This window comes from Haliea sp. E17 (assembly GCF_048323675.1).
Lineage (GTDB): Bacteria > Pseudomonadota > Gammaproteobacteria > Pseudomonadales > Halieaceae > Mangrovimicrobium.
The window spans coordinates 1,090,665-1,112,640 of the sequence record NZ_JBLWFK010000002.1 but is presented as its reverse complement, the minus strand read 5'-3'; the positions used below and the strand labels follow the sequence as shown (position 1 = coordinate 1,112,640).

Below are 21,976 nucleotides of genomic sequence, written 5' to 3'. Positions count from 1 at the left end.
CTATTGCAATCTTTTGCAAAGGAGCTTGTTTTTATCCTTTCGCTTGGGGTAGCCTGTTCGACCCGGCGGTATTTGGGCTCTCAATAACCAGAACAGGACGAGGGATGGCCATGAGTCTGGAGCAAACGAGGTGCCGGAAAGGGAATTCACGGAAGGTTCTTGATAAAGGGGTTGCGATGAAACGTGAGGTTTCTTCCGCCGGCACAGATGCCGACGACGACAACGCCAGTCGTGCTGCGATGGTCGCCATCTCTGACGAGCCGGATGACTTCGACGACGGGGATGACGACGCCGCAGTCCTCGACGAGGACGAAATGTTCGACGAGGCCAAGGCGCGCACCGCCAGCCGGGTCGAGAAGTCGCTGGACGTCACCCAGCTCTACCTGAACGAGATCGGCTATTCGCCGCTGCTCACTCCCGACGAAGAAAAGCACTATGCCCGCCTCGCCCGCAAGGGTGTCGAGGAAGGGCGCCGGCGCATGATCGAGAGCAACCTGCGGCTGGTGGTCAAGATCTCCCGCCGCTATATCAACCGCGGCCTCACGCTCCTGGACCTGATCGAAGAGGGCAACCTGGGCCTGATCCGCGCGGTGGAAAAATTCGACCCCGAGCGCGGTTTCCGCTTCTCCACCTACGCGACCTGGTGGATTCGCCAGACCATCGAGCGGGCGATCATGAACCAGACGCGGACCATCCGCCTGCCGATCCACGTGGTCAAGGAACTCAACGTCTACCTGCGCGCCGCGCGGGAGCTGACCCAGAAGCTCGACCACGAACCCACCGCGGAGGAAATTGCCGAGATGCTCGACAAGCCCGCGGCGGACGTCAAGCGCCTGCTCGGCCTCAACGAACGGGTGAGCTCCGTGGATGTGCCGGTGGGGCCGGATTCCGACAAGGTGGTGGTCGATACCATTGCCGACCACGCCGAGAACGATCCCTCCGAACTGCTGCAGGATTCCGACATCAAGGAAAGCATTGCGGCCTGGCTCGACGAACTCAGCGAGAAGCAGCGCGAGGTCGTGGTGCGCCGCTTCGGGCTGCGCGGGCACGAGAGCAGCACCCTGGAGGAAGTGGGTCGCGAGATCGGCCTCACCCGCGAGCGCGTGCGGCAGATCCAGGTCGAGGCGCTGAAGCGCCTGCGCGGCATCATGGAAACCCACGGGCTCAACAGCGAATCCCTGTTTACCTGAACTGGTATCGAACCCTGAAAGGCGCGGTTAACGCGCCTTTTTTTGTGCCCGCATGGAAGCCCGGGGCCACCTTCATGGTGTTGCGTCGCAACGCACAGTGCGGGCTCCTTCCCGGCAGGCGGAAAAATACCGGCAACGCCCGGCATTTTTTGTTCTAATGCCGCTTCGCATCAAACTGCGGAGCATCTTCAATGACAGCCCAATCACCACAGCGCCCCCTGGACGGCATCCGTGTCATCGAACTCGGCCAGTTGCTGGCGGGTCCCTTTACCGGAACCATCCTCGCCTACTTCGGCGCGGAGGTCATCAAGGTCGAGCCGCCGGGCGGCGACCCGATCCGCGGTTGGCGCGAAGTCCGCGACGGCACCTCCCTCTGGTACCGCAGCCTCGGGCGCAACAAGAAAAGCGTGACCCTGGACCTGAAACACGAGCGGGGCAGGGCGCTGGCCCGGGAACTGCTGCGTGGCGCGGACGTGGTGGTGGAAAATTTCCGCCCGGGCCTGATGGAAAGCTGGGGCATGGGACCGGAGGATCTCAAGCAGGAGAATCCGGGGCTGGTTTACGCGCGCATTTCCGGTTACGGCCAGGACGGTCCCTACGCCAGCAAGCCGGGCTACGCCTCGGTGACCGAGGGTTTTGCCGGTTTCCGCTACATCAACGGCGAACCGGGCAAGGCGCCGGTGCGCACCAATATCTCCATGGGCGATACCCTTGCGGCGATCCACGCGGCGCTGGGGATTACCATGGCCCTGATCCAGCGCGGCCGCGCCGGCGGTGAGGGGCAGGTAGTGGATGTCGCCCTCTACGAATCCATTTTCAACCTGATGGAGGCCATCGTTCCGGAATACGATGGCGCCGGCGTGATTCGCCAGCCCTCCGGCACCACGGTGACCGGTATCGTCCCCACCAACACCTACCCCTGCCGGGATGGCAAGTACGTGGTAATCGGCGGCAACGGCGATTCCATCTTCAAGCGCCTGATGACCGCGGCGGGCCGTTCCGACATGGCGCAAAACCCGGAGATGGCGGACAACGCCGGCCGGGTGCGCCACGAGGCGGAAATCGACGCGGCGCTGGCGCACTGGTGCGCCGGGCTCTCGTCGCAGCAGGTCATCGACATTCTCGAGGAGGTGCGGGTGCCGGTGGGTCCGATCAACTCGGTCGCCGACATGATGGCCGACGAGCACTTCATCGCCCGGGGGATGTTCGAACAGGTGGAGATCGACGGCGCACCGTTGAAGATTCCGGCGATCCTGCCGAAGCTGGCGGGGACGCCGGGACGCACCGAATGGCCCGGTGGCGCCATCGGCAGCCACAACGAGGAGGTGCTCGGAGCGATGCTCGGGCTGTCCGAGGAGGCGCAGGCCGAACTGCGAGAGGCCGGAGTGATTGCCTGAGTGAGCCGCGGGGGTTTCCCTGCGCTTACTGTCGCAGGGGCGCCCGCAACCCGGGCAGGGAACTGCGGCTAGCGGTGATCAAACGGAACTGCCAGGGCGCATCGGTCGCCCGCTGCCGGGCTCGTTGGACATGCCCAGCAGAGTGTCGATCAATTCCTCACCCTCAGTCATCAGGATGATCCGGTAGAGAATCCCTGAGGGGGAGCCGTTAAGCAGGGCGTCGCGCACCATGTCGTCAGTGTCGACCGCCTCCGCCGCCTGCAGCAATTTGCGGAACGTGCGGACGAAATTCTCCGAGTGTTTTACCCTCAGTTCAGTACCGAAGAAAATGTTGTGCATGGCCTCCGGGTCCTGGCGGTTTTCCACCGCCAGCGCGACCAGCTTGCGCACGAACCAGTTTGAGTCCATATCCGCGGCACCGGCCCGCTCCCGGGCAAAGTCTTCAGCACTTATTGCGCCGCTGCCGTCGGGGCCGGCGACCGTCATAAAGAGGAACGCAGCGATCGCGCCGAGCTGTTCTTCCACCAGTAGCTGTAGCTTGAAGAAGGAATCGCGCTGGGCGTGCATTTCCAGCCGCCGCGCGCTGCGTTCCTGGATGCCGATGGCCTTGGTGTTGGCGGAGATCTCTTTCTGCTGCATGAAATGGCCGATGACCAGCCAGAGAAAGGCGAGGGGGGCGAAAGCGCCCTCGAGAAAACTGCCGATATCCGCTGTGGGAAGGTGGATAAAATTGTCGAGCCCGACAATGAACGAGAGATACAGCATGCCCCCGGTGACCCACAGCAGGGAGAGGCCGAAGCCCAGGGCGATACGCCAGTCGAGGCTGAATTTTTCGGGGTTGGAATCCTGGTTCATTGTTCTCGGTTCGTTCTGTTCAAAAATGCGGGTGTTGCAGCCTGCACTATAGGGGAGTCGGTGTGCCCGAGTCGAGGTCGGCAGGCCTGTCGATGTCGCGCAGGATGCCCGGATCTTCAAGCGGCAGGTCGCGCAGTTGTGCGCGATGACGTCGCACAATCTCACGCGCGCCCTGGTCGCCCTCAAGGCGGCGCAGTTCGCCGAACAAGTCCCTGCGAAAACCCACCGGATGTCCGCTCTCGCCGCGGTAACTGGGGCGACACAGGCGCGCCTTTTCCAGCCCCCGGGCCACCGCGCGGAAACTCTCCGGCGCTACCCAGGGCATGTCGCCCAGCGCCACCAGCACCCCGTCCCAGTCACCGCACCGGGCAATGCCATCGGCCAGCGTCGCTCCCATACCGGCCCCGGCGCGCGGGCAGTGGATGACCGCAGCGCCGAGCGACTGCAGAGCCTGCGCCAGTGCGTGGTCTTCCGGGCGCAGGCAGACCCGCACCGCCAGCCCGCTGGCCAGTGCGCGGCGGGTACTGGCGACCAGGAGGCTCTCGCCGTCGGCGAGCAGGGTCGAGCGCTTGTCGCTGCCAAAGCGGCGGCCAAAGCCCGCCGCCAGCAAAAGAATGCCGGTCCCTGTCCCGGATTGGGCGCTATCTCCCGGATGCGATGTGCTATCCACCATCCCGCCAGTTGTCTCCCTGGTACGCACCGGCCGTGCGACCTGTCGTTATTCTAGCCATAAAAAAGCCCCGCCATGGCGGGGCTTTTTCCTGCAAACCGCTGGTGCGGAACGCGCGGGTCTCAGCGTTCCAGCAGTTCGAGCTTGCCCGGCTTGCCGGCCCATTCCTCGGCGTCCGGCAGGGCTTCCTTCATCTCGGTAATGTTCGGCCAGATTTCCGCCAGTTCGGCGTTCAGCTCCAGGAATACCTGCTGGTCTTCCGGCAGCTCGTCCTCGGAGAAGATGGCGTCGACAGGGCATTCCGGCTCGCACAGGGCGCAGTCGATGCACTCGTCGGGATGAATCACGAGGAAGTTCGGGCCTTCGTAGAAACAGTCCACGGGACAAACTTCCACGCAGTCCGTGTGTTTGCACTTGATACAGTCTTCGCCAACTACAAAGGTCATGGTCCTGGATGCCTCTCGGGGTATTTCACTTCAATGCACCGGGGAAGAACAGGCCGCCCGGTCTCGGCGGGCGCTAGTTTACCTTTTAGGTCGGACAATTTGAAGGGCGCTATTACCCTGCTTGTCGAATGGTTTTCGGGGCGGGACTTCAGGTGTTCTTGCGCCGAGCGCGGGACAGACATTGCCTGCTGGAACACGCCAAAAAGCGCACATCCCTGTGCAGGCTCGGGTAGCGACATCCATGTCGCCACACGGTTCCAGCAGGCAATGTCTGCCCCACACTCTACCTTCGGAGCATGATTCCCGTTCCTGCCTCTGGTTCTTTTGGCTCTTATTACCGGTCAGGCTAACTGGCACTTCCCGGGACGGCTGAACGATTCGGAGCATCTGTTCCAAATCTTGCTCCACAGGGAGAGTGTGAGCCGGAACTTCCCCACCGGAACCGTGTGGCGACAGGACGTCGCCACCCGAGCCTGCACACGGACGTGCGCTTTTTGGCGTGTTCCAGTGGGGAAGTTCCGGATCGCGCTCGGCGTTCGAAGTGCCCCACCGTAAATCTCGCGTGAGGCAAACTGTACCCGGATCGTTACAGCAATTCCTTCAGGCGATACAGCGCCTCGAGCGCCTGCCGCGGACTGAGATCGTCGATATCCAGTTCCTGCAGCGCCTCAGTGGCGGGATGCGGCGCCGGGGCGCTGAACAGGTCGGCCTGGGGAGAGGGGGGCGGTGTTACCGCAACCGCAACAGGGGCGCCGGAACCACCGGCCTCCAGTTCTTTCAGCCGGGCAGCGGCAGCTTCAAGCACCCGCGGCGGAATTCCCGCCAGCTTCGCCACCTGCAGGCCGAAACTGCGGTTGGCCGGGCCCTCCTGGATGTGGTGCAGGAACACCACGTGGTCCTGGTGCTCGGTGGCGTCCAGGTGCACGTTGACCATGCCCGGGCAGGATTCGGGCAGCGCGGTGAGTTCGAAATAGTGGGTGGCGAAGAGGGTGAAGGCACGGACCTCGCGGGCCAGTTCCACCGCCGCCGCCCAGGCCAGAGAGAGGCCGTCGAAGGTGCTGGTGCCGCGGCCGACCTCGTCCATCAGCACCAGCGAGCGTGGCGTGGCGTTGTGCAGGATGTTGGCGGTCTCGGTCATCTCCACCATGAAAGTCGAACGGCCCGAGGCGAGGTCGTCAGAGGAGCCGATGCGGGTGAAGATGCGGTCCAGGGGCGCCATGCGGGCCGCGCTTGCCGGTACGAAGCTGCCGATGTGGGCGAGCAGGGCGATCACCGCGTTCTGCCGCATGTAGGTCGATTTACCGCCCATGTTGGGGCCGGTGATCAGCAGCATCCGGCGCGAATCGTCAAGCAGGGTGTCGTTGGCGATGAAAGGCTCCTCCAGCACCTGTTCGACCACCAGGTGACGGCCCTCGCTGATTTCGAACACGGGCTCGTCGACGAACTGCGGCCGGCACAGGCGCAGGCTCATGGCGCGCTCGGCCAGGCAGGCCAGGACGTCCAGTTCGGATACTGCTGCGGCACAATCCTGCAGGGGCGCGAGGTCCTCGTTGAGACGTTCGATCAACGCCTCGTAGAGGGCCTTTTCCCGGGTGAGGGCGCGGCTCTTGCTGGACAGCGCCTTGTCCTCGAAGGTCTTCAGTTCCGGGGTGATGAAGCGCTCGGCGTTCTTCAGGGTCTGCCGGCGCATGTATTCCGCCGGGGCGCGGTCCGACTGGCCCTTGCTGATTTCGATGTAGTAGCCGTGAACCCGGTTGTAGCCCACCTTCAGGCTGGAGATGCCGGTGGCTTCCCGCTCCCGTTTTTCGATATCCACGAGGACGTCGGCGGCGCCGGTACTGATTGCGCGCAGCTCGTCCAGTTCGGCGTCGTAGCCCTGGGCAATCACGCCGCCGTCGCGGATCACCACCGGCGGGTTGTCGATGATGGCCTTGTCCAGCAGCTCGACCAGTTCCGGGAACTCCCCGGCCTGTCGGGAGAGCCCATCGAGCAATTCGCTGCGCGCGCCGGCCAGTTGGCGGCGCAGCTCAGGCAGGGCCGCCAGCGAGGCGCGCAGGCGGGTCAGGTCCCGCGGGCGCGCCGAGCGCAGGGCCACCCGGGCGAGGATACGCTCCATGTCGCCGATGGGTTTCAGGGCACCGCGCACCGGTTCGAACTGGTAGTTTGCGCACAGTGCGTCGAGGGCATCGAGCCGGGCCTTTAGAACGTCGACGTCAGTCAGCGGCCGGTGCAGCCAGCGCCGCAGCAGGCGACCGCCCATGGCCGTGACGGTTTCGTCGAGCACCGCGTAGAGGGTGTTGCTCTCGCCGCCGCCGAGGTTGAGGTCGATCTCCAGGTTGCGCCGGGTCGCGGCGTCGAGGATGACGCTGTCCTCGCGGCGCTCGTGGCTGAGGCCGCGAATGTGCGGCAGGCTGCTGCGCTGGGTGTCTTTCACGTACTGCAGCAGGCAGCCGGCGGCGCCGATAGCGAGGTCGAGTCCGTCGCAGCCGAAGCCGGCGAGGTCGTGGGTCTGGAACTGGGTATTGAGGGCGCGCTGGGCAGCCTCGGTGTCGAACTCCCATTCCGCCTGCGCCCGGGCGCCGCGGCGCCCGGACACCAGCGGCAGGCCGATGCTGTCGCGGTACAGGGTTTCCGCCGGGTCGAGGCGCTGCAGTTCGCCGGCCAGCGCTTCCTCGCCGGCCAACTCCTGCACCCGGAAGCGGCCACTGGCCAGGTCGAGGTAGGCGAGGCCGAAGCGCTCGCCACGCTGGTTGACCGCCAGCAGCAGGCTGTCCGAGCGCTCGTCGAGCAGGGCCTCGTCGGACAGGGTACCCGGCGTGACCACCCGCACCACCTTGCGCTCCACCGGCCCCTTACTGGTGGCCGGGTCGCCGATCTGTTCGGCGATGGCCACGGATATGCCGGCCTTCACCAGTCGCGCCAGGTAGCCCTCCGCCGCGTGGTAGGGCACGCCGGCCATGGGGATCGGCTCGCCGTTGGATTTGCCCCGGGCGGTCAGGGTGATGTCCAGCACATCCGCCGCGCGCTTCGCGTCCTCGTAGAACACCTCGTAGAAGTCCCCCATGCGGTAGAACACGAGGTCGTGGGGGTGCTGGGCCTTGATGGCCAGGTACTGCACCATCATGGGCGTGTGCCCGGAAGTGTCGGGGGTGACGGCTTTCTGGTTCAAAATCGCGGCGTTGTCGGGTCGGGAAAACAAGCCGCTAACACTATCAGCTTTGCCCGCCTGCGTGTAGGGAGCGGTGCCCTTGTCGCGGGCAATGCGCGCAGACTCAGCCCTTCAGCCAGCCCTGCGCCATCTGCCGGTAGCGCTGGGCTTCAAAGCCCGCCAGTTCCCCGTCGCGCGCGAGGATCGCCTCGAGGATGCGCCGGCGGCCGATGCGCCAGCCCTCGAAATCGAAGTCGCCCTCGAACATCGGTGACTGGCCTTCCTCCCGGTACATCTGCATGGCCACCTTGGCCAGCAGCTCCAGCAGCGGTTGTTCGAACAGCCCCAGCAGGGTTTCGCGGAAGCGGATCTCGAAATCGACGCAGTCCTCGATGTCTGCGCAGGTGTCCAGTCGGGCCAGCAGGCTGTGAATCTGCGGGAGAGCGGATTCATCGATTTCCCGGGCCGCGGTCTGGATGATCTCGCAGTCCAGCATGACTGCCAGTTCGAAGGCCTCGCGGTGGTTGATGTCGTGGACCCGCATGTAGGTGGCGAAGGCCCGCTCCAGCGCGGCGTCGTCCGGGCGGGCGGCGGAATAGCCGCCGCCGGGGCCGCGCTTCACTTTGAGCAGGCCCTCGTGCTCCAGGATGCGTGCGGCCTGCTGCACCGTCACGATGCCCACATCGAACTGCCCGGCCATCTCGGCCAGGGAGCCCAGCCGGGCACCCGGCTCGCTGGCGAGGCTCAACTCGCGCAGGCGATTTGCCGTTTCCTGTACCAGAGGCTGCTTGCGATTCCCGGCGTTGCTCATTGACTGTTCCTGGGTTCGATTAGGGGCCGCGATCGAGACTTGACCTCGCTAATTAAATATATATAAATACTGATCATTGCCGATTATAACGCATTATTAATGATATATAGATTAATAATATGCATATAATTATGTGTTGATGACAGTGAATCAAGGCGCCTCATGGTGTCGCGCCTGTCTGCCCCGCAAGCCGAGGAGTCTCTACCATGGGTTTTGAATTGCCAGACCGTTCCGTTTTGCCCCGCCACCCGGTAATCGTGGGCGACGAGCCCAGGCAAAGCGGGTCGGGAGCGATGTTCTGCCACCTGTACCCGGCCAATGGCCAGCCCACCGGCGAAGTTGCCGGGGCCGGCGCTGCCGATGTCGATGCTGCAGTTGCCGCGGCCCGCGCGGCCCAGCCCGCCTGGCGGGCCATGAACGGCGACGCGCGCCGGGACCTGCTGCTGCGCTACGCCGCTGTGTTGAAACAGCACGCGCAGGAGCTGGCCGCGCTGGAGACCCTGGGCAACGGGTCGCCGGTGATGATGGCCGGCTACGCGCCGATGGTGGCCGCCCAGCGTTTCGAGTACTACGCCGGCTGGGCGGACAAGCTGCGCGGGCAGACCCTCAGCGCCTGGAACAACCCGGCCCACAATTACGTCGACTACGAACCCTATGGCGTAGTCGGCGCGGTGATTCCCTGGAACGGCCCGGTCTTCGCCGCCGCCATGCTGCTGGCGCCGGTGCTGGCCGCCGGCAACTGCGTGGTGATCAAGGCCCCCGAGCTGGCGCCGTATTCGGTCATGCGCATGGGCGAACTGTTCCTCGAAGCCGGTTTCCCGCCCGGCGTGGTCAATATGCTCGCTGGCGGCCCCGAGGTCGGGGCGGCGATTGTCGGCCACGCAGATGTCGACAAGGTGGCATTTATCGGCAGCGGCGGCACCGCGCGCAAGGTCCTGCAGTCCGCCGCGGAAAACCTGACACCCTGTTGCCTGGAACTCGGCGGCAAGTCCGCGGTGATCGTGTTCGAGGATGCTGACCTCGCGCAGGCCGGGCAAATGGGCCTGAGCGGCGCGATCAGCGTCAGCGGACAGGGTTGCGTCAACGGCACCCGCGTGCTGGTGCAGCGTTCCATCTATGACCAGTACCTCGCGGTCATGCAGCAGATCGCCGGGCATATCCCGGTGGGCGACCCGCTGGACCCGGGTACGGTGATGGGGCCGGTGATTTCCGAGGCCTCGGTGCAGCGCATCCTCGGCATTGTCGGCAAGGCGCGGGAGGAGGGCGCACGGGTACTGACCGGCGGCCAGCGCCTGGACGGTGAGTACGCCGACGGATTCTACCTGCCGCTCACCATTATTGCCGATGTCGACCCGGCCAGTTCACTGTCCCGGCACGAAGTGTTTGGCCCCGTATTGGCGGTGACGCCTTTCGACAGCGAGGAAGAGGCGATCGCCCTGGCCAACGGCACCGATTACGGCCTCGGCGCCTACATTCATACCCGTGACCTGCGTCGGGCCCACAGTGTCGCCAACCAGATGCAGGCGGGCATGATTCACGTCAACGCCTCCGGCGAGGGCATGCAGCCCTTCGCGCCCTTCGGCGGCATGAAACAGAGCGGCTTTGGCCGGCTCGGCGGCGAACAGGGCCTGCTGGAATTCCTGCAGACCCGCAATGTGTGGATGAACCTGAAAGCCCCGCAATAAATGCCCTGCCGGAAGCGGCGATTGCAATAACAACAAGAGGATGAAAACGCGATGACTCTACTCGACCCCACGGAGCGCAGCGAGCGCGGCAGCCAGATCCAGGCCGAGCGCCTCGGCGCCCCCGCGCAGGAACCGGCAACTCTGCTGCAGTCCTCCTGGCGCGACTACATTTTTGCCGAGGTCTGGAACCGCCCCGGCCTCGATACCCGCTCCCGCTACTGGATTTCCATCGCCGGTGCGGCCTGCGAGACCGGGGCCCAGTCGATTGTTGAAGGTTATATCCGCGGTGGCATCGCCAGCGGCGCAATCACTCTCGCCGAGGTACGCGAAGCGGCGCTCCATCTCGCGGTTTATGCCGGCTGGTCCCGCGGCACGGCCATCGACGAGGCGGCGACCCGCGCGGCAGCTGCGCTCGGTATCGAGGATACCGAAATCCCGCTCATTCGCGGTGAAGTATGGGACCCCGAGCAGCGCCTCAAAGAAGGGCATGAGAATTTCGACGCTGTGATGATTTTCCCGCCGCCACCGCCGGTAACCCCGTATTTCGAAGGCGGGATCCTGAACTTCGTCTTCGGGGAAATGTGGACGCGCCCGGGTCTCGACCAGCGCTCCCGACGCTGGATAACCCTGGTGGGCGTGGCCGAATCATCCGCCCGCATTCCCATTCGCACCCACACCTATGCGGCGATGCGCAGTGGTAACGCGACGATGGAAGAAATGCACGAATACGTCCTGCAGTACGCCATCCACGGCGGCTGGCCAAAGGCCTCGGTGATCCAGGGCGCGGTGTTTGAAATGGGCAAGTTGATTGCCGAGGGAAAACCCTACGAAGACTGAGCATTCCATTCGCATGGGTGCCACTGAACCAGAGGAGTTGGGTTGGCCATAGCGCCTACTGGAACCGTGTGGCGACATGGATGTCGCCACCCGAGCTTGCACATGGATGTGCGCTTTTTGGCGTGTTCCAGTAGGCGCTATGGCCGGCCCAGCTCCTGCGACCAAACTCGGAACTACTACCGTTACAGTGGAAAAAATATGAGCAACTTGAAAAACATGCAAGGCAAAGCCGCCCTTGTCACCGGCGCCGCATCCGGCCTCGGTAAGGCAACCGCACTGAAACTGGCCGCGGCCGGTGCCGATCTCGGCATCGTGGATATCAACGCCGAAGGGCTTGAAATCACCGCCGCAGAAGCCCGCGAACTCGGTGTGAAGGTCTTTACCCAGGTGGTCGACATGGCCCAGCGGGAGCAGGTGGTGAGCGCGGTGGATAACACCGTGGCGGCATACGGGCGGCTGGATGCCCTGTGTAACGTCGCGGGGATCATCATCATGTGTAACGCCCACGAGATGCCGGCGGAGCAGTGGACGCGGGTGATTGATATCAACCTCAACGGGCCGTTTTTTGCGATACAGGCGGCGATTCCGCACCTGCTCGAAAGCAACGGCGCGGTGGTGAACGTGACGTCGACGGCGGCGTTTGTCGGCGAGGCCTATGCCGGCGCCTACTGCGCCAGCAAGGCGGGCCTGTTGCAGCTGACCAGGGCGCTGGCGATGGAGTACGTGCACAAGACGATCCGCTTCAACGCGGTGGCGCCGGGCGGCATGATGACCAATATCGCCAACAACATGACGATGCCTGAAGGCGTGGATTACGAACTGATCAAGCGCTACAGCGGCTTGCGCGGGCTGGTGGAAGTGGAAGACGTGGCGGAGGCGGTGCTGACGCTGGCTTCCGGTGCGGGCCGCGGTTACCACGGCGCCTGCATTACCATCGACAAGGGCATTACTGCGGGCTAAGGGGGTTTCCATGCAGAAATACGGCTTTATCGGCCTTGGCAGCCAGGGTGCGCCGATGGCACGGCGGATGATCGAGGCGGGCCTGGAGGTGGTGCTGTGGGCGCGGCGGGAAGAGACACTCGAGCCCTTTCGCGACAGCGGAGCCAGTTTCGCCAGTTCCGTGGGTGAACTGGGTGAGCAGGTGGATTACTGCGCCATCTGTGTGGTCGACGACGCGGGTGTGCGGCAGGTGGTCGACCAGTTGTTGCCACGCATGTCGCCGGGTGGGGTGCTGGTGATTCACGCCACGGTACACCCTGAACTGTGTAAGGCACTCGCCCGCACAGCGGCGGAGCAGGGCATTGCACTGGTCGATGCGCCGGTCAGCGGTGGCGGGGAGGGTGCCGCCAATGGCACGTTGACAGTCATGCTCGGTGGCGAGCAGAACACGGTGGATGCAGTGCGACCGGTACTGGAGACGTTCGCGGGCACCATCGTGCACCTGGGCGATGTCGGCGCGGGGCAGACCGCCAAGCTGGTCAACAACACGCTGATGGCGGCCAATGTTGCCAACGCCTGGCATGCGCTGGAAACCGCGGCGGCGCTCGGCATCGACCGCGCTGCACTGGCGGACCTGGTGCGGGTCAGCAGCGGCCGCAGTTTTGGCTTCGAGGTCTGCGCGCGCATGCCGCAGCCCTCCGCCTTCGAGCACGGCGCCAGGTTGCTGGCCAAGGATGTCCGCCTGCTGGGTGAGACGATCGGTGAGCAGGAAGACTACGACATTTTGCGCCGCACGGCGCACAGCTTTCTCGACAGGGCGCTGGCGGACTAACTCGCGCCCGGGCATTTAAACCGCGATCCGCGGGAGGAATACAGCATGGATTTTTCACTGGACCAGTTTCAACTGAATGACAAGGTGGCCGTGGTCACCGGTGCCGGCGGGCGCGGTAACAGCATCGGTCGGGCCTATGCCATGGGCCTGGCCGCCGCTGGCGCTGCCGTCGTGGTGGCGGACCTCAATGCGGCCGGAGCCGCCGCCGTGGCCGAGGAGATCGTCGCCGCCGGCGGCAGGGCGCTGGGTGTCGAGGTCGATATCACCAGGCCGCAGTCGGTGCAGGCGATGGCGGCCGTTGCGAAGGCGGAATTCGGCGGTGTCGACATCCTGGTCAACAACGCCGCCCTGATGGTGGAACTGGGCTCGGCCAGCGCGGTGGATATCCCGCTCGAGGAATGGAACCGGATCATGGACGTGAACGTCACCGGAGCGCTCAACTGCGTGCAGGCGATCGTGCCGCTGATGCGCGAGCGCGGCGGCGGCAAGATCGTCAACCAGTCATCCGGAGGTGCATTCCCGGCCCAGTCCATCTACGGTATCAGCAAGCTGGCGCTGGTCGGCCTGACCACCACCCTGGCGCGGCAGCTGGGGCCGGAGAACATCAACGTCAATGCCATTGCGCCCGGCAACACCACCAGTGACGCCGGCAAGACACTGACGCCGGACGATTCTCCTTTCATCCAGTTCCTGCAGGCCAGCGTGGCCATGCGGGTGCGCGGCGCGCCGCAGGAACTGGTGGGCACGCTGTTGTTGCTCTGTTCGCAGGCGGGCGACTGGATTACCGGGCAGGTCATCAACGTCGATGGCGGCTGGGTCCTGCGTCCCTGACCGGGGGGGGCGCGCGCCAAGTCTGCCAGGCGGCGCCCGGGGTTGATACCCGGGCGCCGTTTTTGCCTACACTGCTGAAAATTCCCGAGAACTGGAACTGATTATGACCCCCGGAAAACTCGGCGTCTGGAGCCTGGCCAATTTCATGACCGCCGCCGACAGCGCAGCTTTTGCCAAACGCGTAGAGGCCTGGGGTTACTCGACCCTGTGGGTGCCCGAGATAATGACCCGGGACCCGATGGTGACCTGCTCCTGGTTGCTGGCACATACCACGACCCTGAACCTGGCGACCGGGATCGCCAGTATCTACGCACGCGATCCCTTCGCCATGCAGAACGCCCGCTATGCGCTGGCGGAACAGTCCGCAGGGCGCTTCCTGCTGGGGCTGGGTGTCTCCCACTCGCACTTTGTCGAGGGCGCAATGGGCCAGGCCTACGCCAGGCCGGTGCCGGCCATGCGCAGTTACCTGCAGCGGATGCGGGCGTCCCAGTACCTGGGGCCGCGCCCCGCGGAAGAGCCCAAAACCGTACTCGGGGCCCTGGGCCCGCTGATGCTGAAGCTTGCCGCCACCGAGGCCGATGGCGCGCATCCCTACAACGTGACACCGGAGCATACCGCCCTGGCCCGGGAGATCCTCGGGCCCGATAAACTGCTGTGCCCCGAGCAGATGGTGGTGCTGGAGGCTGACCCGGAGATTGCCCGGGGCATTGCCCGGCAGGCCCTGGCGATGTCCTTCAGCCTGCCGAACTACCAGAACAGTTACCTGCGCCAGGGGTTTTCCACGGAAGACCTGGAGAACGGGGGTTCGGACCGGCTGGTCGACGCCATCGTGGCCTGGGGCGACGAGGACACCATCCGCGAGCGGATACAGCAACACTGGGATGCGGGTGCCGATCATGTCTGCATCCAGTCCCTGCGGCGGGATATGTCGCGGCATTCGCCGGAGGATGAAAAAATCCTGGAATTGCTGGCGCCAGCAAATCAGTAGTCTGCGCCTGTGCCGCACCCGCGGCGGGTGGGATTCTGGCGCCAGCCCCTTGCGGGCCGGCGCCATACCGGGAAAGGTGCCGGGAGGTAGGTGTTCGATCAGCCCTCGAAGGCGCGCACCGGCGCGCTGACACCGCTGGATTCCGTGCCCTTCATGTAGGCCAGCATGGTGTCCGCATCGGAAACCTCGAAGGGATCGGTGGGGCAGTTGTCGCCGAAGTCCGGCTCGACGAACGCCTTTGCGATTTTGCCATCGTCCACCAGCATGGAATAACGCCAGCTGCGCATGCCGAAGCCGAGGTTGGACTTGTCCACCAGCATGCCCATCTTGCGGGTGAATTCGCCGTTGCCGTCGGGCAGCAGGAAGACGTTCCTGTTGCCGATCTGCTTGCCCCACTGGAACATCACGAAGGCGTCATTCACCGAGATGCAAATGATCTGGTCCACGCCCAGGGCCTTGAACTCCTCGTAGAGTTCCTCGTAGCGCGGCAGGTGGTTGGAAGAGCAGGTCGGGGTAAATGCGCCGGGCAGGGAAAACAGCACGACTTTCTTGCCGCCGAAAATTTCCGCGCTGGTCAGGTCCTGCCAGCGGAAGGGATTGGGGCCTTCGACGGACTCGTCGCGCACGCGGGTTTTGAAGGTGACATCGGGCACTCTCTCGAGCATGGGCATGGTTTTCTCCATCAGTGACAGGGTGAATGCAACAGCATAAAGATAATAAATGCCGGTGATTTTCGCCAATGGTGTATGCTGCCCGCGACGGAATGCCTGCGCCCCGGGCCCCAGTGGGGCGTCGCCAGGTGCGCACCAGCCAATAGCGATAACAGGAGAAAATTGGGATGAAAGCCATAGTATGCCGCGAACACGGCCCCGCCGAATCACTGCAACTGGTGAATGACTGGGATCTACCCGACTGCGGCCCCGGCGAGGTGCGCGTCGCGGTGAAAGCCGCAGGCCTGAATTTTCCCGACCTGCTGATGATCCAGGGCAAGTACCAGACCCAGCCGGATATGCCCTTCGTGCCGGGCGCGGAATGTGCCGGCGTGGTGCGCGCGGTGGGCGAGGGCGTGACCCGCTACAAGGTGGGCGACAAGGTGATCGCGGCCAGCACCCACGGCGCGTTCGCCGCGGAGCGCGTGGTCAACGAAGCGGAAGTCTACCCCATGCCCGAGGCGCTCAGCTTCGTACAGGCCGCCGGTATCAGCCTGACCTATTTCACTTCCTACCATGCGCTGAAACAGCGCGCCGACCTCAAGGCGGGTGAAACGCTGCTGGTGCTCGGCGCCGCCGGCGGGGTGGGCGCCACCGCGGTGGAAATCGGCAAAATGCTGGGAGCGCACGTGATCGCCGCCGCCAGCAGCGACGAGAAACTCGCCCTGTGCCGCGAACTCGGCGCCGACGAGGTCATCAACTACAGCGAGGTCGACCTCAAGAGTACCCTGAAGGAAATGACCGGCGGCCGCGGGGTAGACGTGGTTTACGACCCGGTGGGCGGCGACTATTCGGAAGCGGCGCTGCGCAACATGGCCTGGAACGGACGCTTCCTGGTGATCGGATTCGCCAGCGGGCCGATCCCGAAAATTCCCCTCAACCTGGCCCTGCTCAAGGGCTGTTCCATTGTCGGCGTGTTCTACGGCCGCTTCAGCGGCGAGGAACCGGAGCGCAACCTGCGCAACGTGGAGGAGCTCTGGCAGCTGTTTGCCGAAGGCAAACTCAACCCGGTGGTCACCGACGTGTTTCCCTTCGAACAGTACGTCGACGCCTTCAACTGCCTGGCGGAGCGCCGGGCGCGGGGCAAGGTGATCCTGGACCTCGAACAGGATTGAAGCCATAACTTCCGTGCTGACAGGAATCCTGAAAGACCGGATCCCTGCGGCATTTCCGTTTGCTATACGAAGCCCCCTGACGTGGACGCCCGCTAATTGCGGGACAGGTTAACCTGGTCGGGATACTGCCGCAGTGTCAGGGTATCCCCCCGCTGGCTGAACTCGATGTGCTTGAGAAAGGTCATGCCCAGCAGGACCTGGTTCATCTCCAGGCCGGTGACAATCGAGGCCGGTACATCCGCCAGTTCGATACCGCCCACCGCGACGGAGTCCAGACGTGTGGCGTAGCTCAGGGTCGTGCCGTTGGCCGTCTGGCTCTGGAAGGCGCGCCCGCGGGACAGGCGCATGCGCTCGGCGAGCGCCACCGGGATGGCGACGCCGGTCGCGCCGGTATCCAGCATGAAAGTGACCGGCGTGCCATTGATTGCACCGCTGGTCACGTAGTGGCCGTACTTGTTGCGCTTGAGGGTGACTTCGCGCACGCCACCGGCATTTTCGGTGGTGACGAGGCTGGTGTTGGGATTGAACTGGCGTTCCAGCAGGCCAGAGAAAAACCAGGCGCCGAAACCCAGTACCAGCACCCAGGCCATCACCATCATACCCACTCCCATGCGTTTCTGGGTGCGGATACCGTCCGGCTGTTGCCCCGTTTGCAAGTTGCCCTCGCTCAGTCGAAATCCGCTGCGCTGTGGCGCTCCGGTACACCCAGGCCGCTTTCACCGGGATCGCGATTCACCCGCAGGCCGCGCTGTACTGCTGGCCGGGCGTCGATCTCGCGCGCCCAGCGGGCCACGTGGGTGTAACGTTCCACGTCGAGAAACTCCTGCGCGTCATAGGCGTTGCCGATCACCAGCTTGCCGTGCCAGGGGAAGGTGGCGATATCCGCGAGCGAGTATTCGTCGCCGGCCAGCCAGGGGGTGACCGCCAAGCGCTGGTCCAGCACGTCGAGCTGCCGTTTGACTTCCATGGCGTAGCGGTTGATCGGGTATTCCATGGGTTCCGGCGCATAGGCGTAGAAGTGGCCGAAGCCGCCACCGAGGAAGGGGGCAGCGCCCATTTGCCAGAACAGCCAGGAGAGGCACTCGGCGCGGGCTGCGGGCGCGGTGGGCACGAACACACCGAATTTTTCCGCCAGGTGCATCAGGATCGCCCCGGATTCGAAAATGCGGAAGGGGGTTGTGCCACTGTGGTCGACCAGCGCGGGGATCTTCGAATTGGGATTGATACTGACGAATCCGGAGCTGAACTGGTCGCCGTCGCCGATATTGATTTTCCAGGCGTCGTATTCCGCATCGCTGAATCCCAGGGCGAGCAATTCCTCCAGCATAATGGTGACTTTCTGGCCGTTGGGCGTTCCCAGCGAATAAAGCTGCAGCGGGTGCTGGCCCACGGGCAGCTCCTTTTCATGTGTCGCCCCGGCCGTCGGCCGGTTGATCGTAGCGAAAGTGCCACCATTTTCCTTGTCCCAGGTCCAGACCCGGGGCGGGACATAAGCGTTCATGTGATTCCTTGTCAGTTGTCGAGTTCGTTGAAACTGCCGAAACCGCGCTCGCCGAAATTCGCCGCGCGCTTCTCCAGGCTGGCCATCACCGCTTCGAGCTGGTTGGCACTGCCCAGCAGGCGCTTCTGCAGGTTTTCTTCCGCCTGCAGGCCGGCGCCGGTGTCGCCACTGCGGGTTTCATTGAGCAGGTATTTTCCCAGTGACACCGCGTCGGGGTTGCGCCCGGCGATGGCCGTTGCCATGGCGCGCGCGGCTGCCAGCGGTTCATCCGCCAGCTGGGTTACCAGCCCGAGGGCGAGTGCCTCGGCTCCTTCTACGACCCTGCCGCTGAAGGTGAGTTCCTTGGCGACGTCGACACGCACCAGGTCGCGCAGGGTCTGGGAGGCGCTCATGTCCGGGATCAGGCCCCACTTGATTTCCATCACCGACAGGCGGCAGGCGGGATGGGCGATGCGGATGTCCGCCCCGAGGGCGATCTGCAGCCCGCCGCCATAAGCCACGCCGTGCAGGGCGCAGATCACCGGCACCGGCAACTCGCGCCAGACCCAGGCGGGGGCCTGGTAGTAATTGGGCCACTCGCCGCCGCGGCCGGGACCGAAAAAGTCCTTGCCGGGAGTGAAGTCGGCGAAGTTCTCCAGGTCGAGGCCGGCGCAGAAGTGGTCCCCGGCGCCGTGCAGGACCACCACACGTACGTCCCGGTTGCCAGCCAGCTCGCGTCCGGCTGAAGTAATGGCCTCGAACATGGCCCAGGACAGGGCGTTCATTTTCTCCGGCCGATTGAGGCAGACCTCGGCGACGTGGTTTTCAATCGTGACGCTGACCAGCTCGCTCATAGGGCGTGGCTCCTGGGGTTAAATTTCCGGGGAAGGCGGGTATTGCAGCAGTATAGCCTCTATACTGTGCGCACTGGAATTTGGCTGTTAGTTAATAGGTCTTGGACGGACTCAAACCTGCAAACGCAGTGCGTCGGGAAAGCGCTGCTAGCCAGGTGCAATGAAGGTCCGGGCGTGGCACAGCTGCGTGCAGGCCGTATATTACCTGGTGGAACCGTGAGGCGACAGGACGTCGCCGACCGAGCCTGCACATGGAGAGCCTGCCCCTCTTTTCGGGCATGTGCGCTGTTTGGCGTGTTCCACCAGGTAATATACGGCCTGTGCGGAGCACCTGAAGAATGCACCAGCCCAACAAGCAGTTCCCGGCACACACCCAGCCATGCTATGCAGCAAGATTCAGGAATTACGAATTACTCAGATTGGGAGTCCCCTCATGAAAACCAAAGCCGCCGTTGCCTTCGCCGCTGGCAAGCCCCTGGAAATTGTCGAAGTCGATCTCGAAGGTCCCCGCGCCGGTGAAGTGCTGGTGGAGATCAAGGCCACCGGCGTCTGTCATACCGACGCGTTCACCCTGTCCGGCGACGACCCCGAAGGCGCCTTCCCGGCGATCCTCGGCCACGAGGGCGCCGGTGTAGTGGTCGATGTGGGCCCCGGGGTGACCAGCCTGAAGCCCGGCGACCACGTGATTCCGCTGTACACACCCGAATGCCGGGAGTGCGAATACTGCCTGCACCCGAAGACCAACCTGTGCCAGGCCATCCGCACCACCCAGGGCCAGGGCGTAATGCCCGACGGCAGCAGCCGCTTCTCGCTGGACGGCAAGCCGATCCTGCACTACATGGGCTGCTCCACCTTTTCCAACTACACCGTGCTGCCGGAAATCGCGCTGGCCAAGGTGCGTGAAGACGCGCCCTTCGACAAGATCTGCTACATCGGCTGCGGGGTGACCACCGGTATCGGCGCGGTGGCCTTCACCATGAAGGTGGAGCCGGGCTCCACCGTGGCGGTGTTCGGCCTCGGCGGCATCGGCCTCAACGTGATCCAGGGCGCGAAGATGGTGGGCGCCACGCGCATCATCGGTGTCGACCTCAACCCGGCCAAGGCGGAGCTGGCGCGGCAGTTCGGCATGACCGATTTCGTCAATCCCAGCGAGGTCGACGACGTGGTCGGCCACCTGGTGGAAATTACCGGCGGCGGTGTGGACTACAGTTTCGAATGTATCGGCAACGTCAAGGTCATGCGCCAGGCGCTCGAGTGCTGCCACAAGGGCTGGGGCCAGAGCTGCATCATCGGCGTGGCCGGGGCGGGGCAGGAGATTTCCACCCGGCCCTTCCAGCTGGTGACCGGGCGCGGCTGGCGCGGTTCCGCCTTCGGCGGCGCCCGCGGTCGCACCGACGTGCCGAAGATCGTCGACTGGTACATGGACGGCAGGATCAACATCGACGACCTGATCACCCACACCATGCCGCTGGAGGAGATCAACACCGCGTTCGACCTGATGCACAGCGGCGAGAGCATCCGTTCGGTGGTGCTGTACTGATGTCCGGCCTGGAGAAAATTGCCGAGAGCCGCTGTTTTGGCGGCCTGCAACAGCGCTACACCCACCGTTCCGAAGCACTGGACTGCAGCATGAACTTCTCGCTGTACCTGCCGCCGCAGGCGGAGAGCGAGCCGGTGCCGCTGTTGTACTGGCTCTCCGGCCTCACCTGCAGCGACGAGAACTTCGTCACCAAGGCCGGGGCGCAGCGCTACGCCGCAGCCCACGGCGTGGCGATCCTCGCGCCGGACACCAGTCCGCGCGGGGAGGGCGTGCCGGACGATCCCGAGAGTGCCTGGGATTTCGGCCTGGGTGCCGGATTCTACGTCAACGCGACGCAGGCGCCCTGGGCGTCCCATTACCGCATGTACGATTACGTGGTGAACGAGCTGCCCGGCCTGCTGGACGGACTGCCGCTGGACCCGGCGCGGGCGTCCATCTTCGGCCACTCCATGGGCGGCCACGGCGCGCTGGTGATCGCCCTGCGCAACCCGGGCCAATACCGCTCGGTGTCGGCGTTCGCGCCGATCTGTGCGCCCATGCGCTGCCCCTGGGGAGTCAAGGCCTTCTCCCATTATCTCGGCAATGACCGGGACGCCTGGGAGGCCTACGATGCCAGTTGTCTCATCCGCCTGGCCGGTGAGCAATTGCCCCTGCTGGTCGACCAGGGCGAGGCGGACAGCTTCCTGGCAGAGCAATTGCGTCCGGAGCTGCTGCGCGAGGCGGCGGATGCCGCCGGCTATCCGCTGGTGTTGCGCACGCAACCGGGCTACGACCACAGCTATTTCTTCATCTCCACCTTTATCGGCGAGCACATCGCGTTCCACGCGTCGCACCTCTAGCACCGGGAACCATTGCGGGGATAGCCAGTCAGTAATGCCAAACAATGGAGAAGGATCAAGCCATGCGCTCTAACCCAGTTTCACTCGCGGTATGCTGTGCCCTGCTGTTGTTCCCGCTGGCGCCCCTGCAGGCAGCAGAGGCGCCACTGCGGGAAATTTCCGTCAGCGGCGAGGCCCAGTCGGCAATGGCGCCGGACATGGCGATTGTCGAACTCGCTGTGGTGCGGGAGGCGGAGACCGCCCGCGCCGCGCTCGACGCCAATTCCGAGGCCCTGGCCCAGGTGCTCAAGGCGATGCGGGCGGCGGGCATCGAGGAGCGCGACCTGCAGACTGCGAACTTTTCCATCCAGCCGCGCTATGTCTACCCGCAGTCCCGCGACGATACCCCGCCGAAGCTGGTGGGCTACACGGTGCGCAACGGGCTCACGGTGCGGGTGCGCAAGCTCGACGAACTCGGCGCGATCATCGACCAGTCGGTCAGCCTGGGGGTCAACGAGGGCGGTAACGTGCAGTTCACCAACGAGGATCCGTCCGTGGCCCTGGACGCGGCGCGCGCCCTGGCGGTGAAGGACGCGCTGGGCAGGGCCCGCACCCTGGCCAAGGCCGCCGGGGTCACGCTGGGGGATATCCTCTCGATTTCCGAGCACAGTTCCTCCCCGATGCCGAAGATGGCGCGGCTTGAAAGTTCCCGCATGGCCATGGCCGAGGCGGCGATGCCGGTCGCGGCCGGGGAAAACGCCTATCATGTCAATGTATCGCTGAGGATTGCGATCGAGTAAGCGGGACCGCTCGCGATGAGGTGAGCCGCC

21 protein-coding genes are annotated in these 21,976 nt (G+C 64.5%); 12 read left to right on the top strand and 9 right to left on the bottom strand.

Annotation, left to right across the window (positions count from 1 at the left end; translation table 11 throughout):
* Positions 1-176: 176 nt before the first annotated feature.
* A complete protein-coding gene (gene rpoS, locus ACNKU3_RS08025) occupies positions 177-1,190 on the top strand; it encodes an RNA polymerase sigma factor RpoS (RefSeq protein WP_418258898.1) in 1,014 nt (337 codons plus the stop codon).
* A 191-nt stretch (positions 1,191-1,381) separates the two neighbouring features.
* Positions 1,382-2,587, top strand: a complete 1,206-nt coding sequence (locus ACNKU3_RS08020) for a CaiB/BaiF CoA transferase family protein (RefSeq protein ID WP_418258897.1) — start codon at positions 1,382-1,384, stop codon at positions 2,585-2,587.
* A 78-nt stretch (positions 2,588-2,665) separates the two neighbouring features.
* Here the strand turns inward: ACNKU3_RS08020 and ACNKU3_RS08015 are convergent, their stop codons facing one another.
* The 5 genes from ACNKU3_RS08015 to ACNKU3_RS07995 form a co-directional block, all read right to left on the bottom strand.
* Entirely contained in the window at positions 2,666-3,442 is a 777-nt protein-coding gene (locus ACNKU3_RS08015) for a hypothetical protein (protein ID WP_418258896.1), read from the bottom strand.
* 46 nt (positions 3,443-3,488) lie between these two features.
* Positions 3,489-4,115 (bottom strand): nucleotidyltransferase family protein, encoded by a 627-nt coding sequence (locus ACNKU3_RS08010; RefSeq protein ID WP_418258895.1) that lies wholly within the window; start codon positions 4,113-4,115, stop codon positions 3,489-3,491.
* Positions 4,116-4,234: 119 nt separating this feature from the next.
* Positions 4,235-4,558, bottom strand: a complete 324-nt coding sequence (gene fdxA, locus ACNKU3_RS08005; protein ID WP_418258894.1) for a ferredoxin FdxA — start codon at positions 4,556-4,558, stop codon at positions 4,235-4,237.
* A 586-nt stretch (positions 4,559-5,144) separates the two neighbouring features.
* A complete protein-coding gene (gene mutS, locus ACNKU3_RS08000) occupies positions 5,145-7,682 on the bottom strand; it encodes a DNA mismatch repair protein MutS (protein WP_418259036.1) in 2,538 nt (845 codons plus the stop codon).
* A 148-nt stretch (positions 7,683-7,830) separates the two neighbouring features.
* Positions 7,831-8,517: a FadR/GntR family transcriptional regulator gene (locus tag ACNKU3_RS07995; protein ID WP_418258893.1), complete on the bottom strand. Its 687-nt coding sequence runs from the start codon at positions 8,515-8,517 to the stop codon at positions 7,831-7,833.
* Between the two features lie 206 nt (positions 8,518-8,723).
* On the opposite strand from ACNKU3_RS07995, the gene ACNKU3_RS07990 reads away from it, so the two are divergent.
* The 6 genes from ACNKU3_RS07990 (at position 8,724) to ACNKU3_RS07965 (ending at position 14,629) form a co-directional block, all read left to right on the top strand.
* Positions 8,724-10,202, top strand: a complete 1,479-nt coding sequence (locus tag ACNKU3_RS07990) for an aldehyde dehydrogenase family protein (protein WP_418258892.1) — start codon at positions 8,724-8,726, stop codon at positions 10,200-10,202.
* 51 nt (positions 10,203-10,253) lie between these two features.
* Positions 10,254-11,039 (top strand): carboxymuconolactone decarboxylase family protein, encoded by a 786-nt coding sequence (locus ACNKU3_RS07985; RefSeq protein WP_418258891.1) that lies wholly within the window; start codon positions 10,254-10,256, stop codon positions 11,037-11,039.
* A 198-nt stretch (positions 11,040-11,237) separates the two neighbouring features.
* On the top strand, positions 11,238-11,999 hold the full coding sequence (locus ACNKU3_RS07980) for an SDR family NAD(P)-dependent oxidoreductase (protein WP_418258890.1): 762 nt from the start codon (positions 11,238-11,240) through the stop codon (positions 11,997-11,999).
* 10 nt (positions 12,000-12,009) lie between these two features.
* Entirely contained in the window at positions 12,010-12,810 is an 801-nt protein-coding gene (locus ACNKU3_RS07975) for an NAD(P)-dependent oxidoreductase (protein WP_418258889.1), read from the top strand.
* 45 nt (positions 12,811-12,855) lie between these two features.
* Positions 12,856-13,641, top strand: a complete 786-nt coding sequence (locus ACNKU3_RS07970; protein WP_418258888.1) for an SDR family oxidoreductase — start codon at positions 12,856-12,858, stop codon at positions 13,639-13,641.
* A gap of 103 nt (positions 13,642-13,744) precedes the next feature.
* A complete protein-coding gene (locus ACNKU3_RS07965) occupies positions 13,745-14,629 on the top strand; it encodes a TIGR03620 family F420-dependent LLM class oxidoreductase (RefSeq protein WP_418258887.1) in 885 nt (294 codons plus the stop codon).
* Positions 14,630-14,727: 98 nt separating this feature from the next.
* Here ACNKU3_RS07965 and ACNKU3_RS07960 read toward each other — a convergent pair whose 3' ends face one another.
* Complete coding sequence (locus ACNKU3_RS07960) at positions 14,728-15,294, bottom strand: peroxiredoxin (RefSeq protein WP_418259035.1); 567 nt, start codon at positions 15,292-15,294, stop codon at positions 14,728-14,730.
* Positions 15,295-15,467: 173 nt separating this feature from the next.
* On the opposite strand from ACNKU3_RS07960, the gene ACNKU3_RS07955 reads away from it, so the two are divergent.
* Positions 15,468-16,454, top strand: coding sequence for an NADPH:quinone oxidoreductase family protein (locus ACNKU3_RS07955; protein WP_418258886.1), 987 nt, complete (start codon positions 15,468-15,470; stop codon positions 16,452-16,454).
* A 92-nt stretch (positions 16,455-16,546) separates the two neighbouring features.
* Here the strand turns inward: ACNKU3_RS07955 and ACNKU3_RS07950 are convergent, their stop codons facing one another.
* From ACNKU3_RS07950 to ACNKU3_RS07940, 3 genes are read right to left on the bottom strand one after another with little or no spacing between them, the layout of a single operon-like run.
* Positions 16,547-17,110, bottom strand: coding sequence for a retropepsin-like aspartic protease family protein (locus ACNKU3_RS07950; RefSeq protein ID WP_418258885.1), 564 nt, complete (start codon positions 17,108-17,110; stop codon positions 16,547-16,549).
* 11 nt (positions 17,111-17,121) lie between these two features.
* Positions 17,122-17,955 (bottom strand): glutathione-dependent disulfide-bond oxidoreductase, encoded by an 834-nt coding sequence (gene yghU, locus ACNKU3_RS07945; RefSeq protein ID WP_418258884.1) that lies wholly within the window; start codon positions 17,953-17,955, stop codon positions 17,122-17,124.
* A gap of 11 nt (positions 17,956-17,966) precedes the next feature.
* Positions 17,967-18,788, bottom strand: a complete 822-nt coding sequence (locus ACNKU3_RS07940; RefSeq protein ID WP_418258883.1) for a crotonase/enoyl-CoA hydratase family protein — start codon at positions 18,786-18,788, stop codon at positions 17,967-17,969.
* 433 nt (positions 18,789-19,221) lie between these two features.
* On the opposite strand from ACNKU3_RS07940, the gene ACNKU3_RS07935 reads away from it, so the two are divergent.
* From ACNKU3_RS07935 to ACNKU3_RS07925, 3 genes are all read left to right on the top strand, one after another.
* Entirely contained in the window at positions 19,222-20,328 is a 1,107-nt protein-coding gene (locus tag ACNKU3_RS07935) for an S-(hydroxymethyl)glutathione dehydrogenase/class III alcohol dehydrogenase (RefSeq protein ID WP_418258882.1), read from the top strand.
* A gap of 8 nt (positions 20,329-20,336) precedes the next feature.
* Positions 20,337-21,167 carry an S-formylglutathione hydrolase gene (fghA, locus tag ACNKU3_RS07930; RefSeq protein ID WP_418259034.1) on the top strand — a complete coding sequence of 277 codons (831 nt, stop codon included), beginning with the start codon at positions 20,337-20,339 and terminating at the stop codon, positions 21,165-21,167.
* Between the two features lie 62 nt (positions 21,168-21,229).
* Entirely contained in the window at positions 21,230-21,946 is a 717-nt protein-coding gene (locus ACNKU3_RS07925) for an SIMPL domain-containing protein (RefSeq protein WP_418258881.1), read from the top strand.
* The last annotated feature ends 30 nt before the right edge of the window (positions 21,947-21,976 follow it).

What these genes read in the sequence shown, in the direction of transcription:
- rpoS (WP_418258898.1), top strand. Translation starts at nt 177, where the DNA reads ATGAAACGTGAGGTTTCTTCCGCCGGCACAGATGCCGACGACGACAAC.
- ACNKU3_RS08020 (WP_418258897.1), top strand. Translation starts at nt 1,382, where the DNA reads ATGACAGCCCAATCACCACAGCGCCCCCTGGACGGCATCCGTGTCATC.
- ACNKU3_RS08015 (WP_418258896.1), bottom strand. Translation starts at nt 3,442, where the DNA reads ATGAACCAGGATTCCAACCCCGAAAAATTCAGCCTCGACTGGCGTATC.
- ACNKU3_RS08010 (WP_418258895.1), bottom strand. Translation starts at nt 4,115, where the DNA reads ATGGTGGATAGCACATCGCATCCGGGAGATAGCGCCCAATCCGGGACA.
- fdxA (WP_418258894.1), bottom strand. Translation starts at nt 4,558, where the DNA reads ATGACCTTTGTAGTTGGCGAAGACTGTATCAAGTGCAAACACACGGAC.
- mutS (WP_418259036.1), bottom strand. Translation starts at nt 7,682, where the DNA reads ATGATGGTGCAGTACCTGGCCATCAAGGCCCAGCACCCCCACGACCTC.
- ACNKU3_RS07995 (WP_418258893.1), bottom strand. Translation starts at nt 8,517, where the DNA reads ATGAGCAACGCCGGGAATCGCAAGCAGCCTCTGGTACAGGAAACGGCA.
- ACNKU3_RS07990 (WP_418258892.1), top strand. Translation starts at nt 8,724, where the DNA reads ATGGGTTTTGAATTGCCAGACCGTTCCGTTTTGCCCCGCCACCCGGTA.
- ACNKU3_RS07985 (WP_418258891.1), top strand. Translation starts at nt 10,254, where the DNA reads ATGACTCTACTCGACCCCACGGAGCGCAGCGAGCGCGGCAGCCAGATC.
- ACNKU3_RS07980 (WP_418258890.1), top strand. Translation starts at nt 11,238, where the DNA reads ATGAGCAACTTGAAAAACATGCAAGGCAAAGCCGCCCTTGTCACCGGC.
- ACNKU3_RS07975 (WP_418258889.1), top strand. Translation starts at nt 12,010, where the DNA reads ATGCAGAAATACGGCTTTATCGGCCTTGGCAGCCAGGGTGCGCCGATG.
- ACNKU3_RS07970 (WP_418258888.1), top strand. Translation starts at nt 12,856, where the DNA reads ATGGATTTTTCACTGGACCAGTTTCAACTGAATGACAAGGTGGCCGTG.
- ACNKU3_RS07965 (WP_418258887.1), top strand. Translation starts at nt 13,745, where the DNA reads ATGACCCCCGGAAAACTCGGCGTCTGGAGCCTGGCCAATTTCATGACC.
- ACNKU3_RS07960 (WP_418259035.1), bottom strand. Translation starts at nt 15,294, where the DNA reads ATGCTCGAGAGAGTGCCCGATGTCACCTTCAAAACCCGCGTGCGCGAC.
- ACNKU3_RS07955 (WP_418258886.1), top strand. Translation starts at nt 15,468, where the DNA reads ATGAAAGCCATAGTATGCCGCGAACACGGCCCCGCCGAATCACTGCAA.
- yghU (WP_418258884.1), bottom strand. Translation starts at nt 17,955, where the DNA reads ATGAACGCTTATGTCCCGCCCCGGGTCTGGACCTGGGACAAGGAAAAT.
- ACNKU3_RS07940 (WP_418258883.1), bottom strand. Translation starts at nt 18,788, where the DNA reads ATGAGCGAGCTGGTCAGCGTCACGATTGAAAACCACGTCGCCGAGGTC.
- ACNKU3_RS07935 (WP_418258882.1), top strand. Translation starts at nt 19,222, where the DNA reads ATGAAAACCAAAGCCGCCGTTGCCTTCGCCGCTGGCAAGCCCCTGGAA.
- ACNKU3_RS07925 (WP_418258881.1), top strand. Translation starts at nt 21,230, where the DNA reads ATGCGCTCTAACCCAGTTTCACTCGCGGTATGCTGTGCCCTGCTGTTG.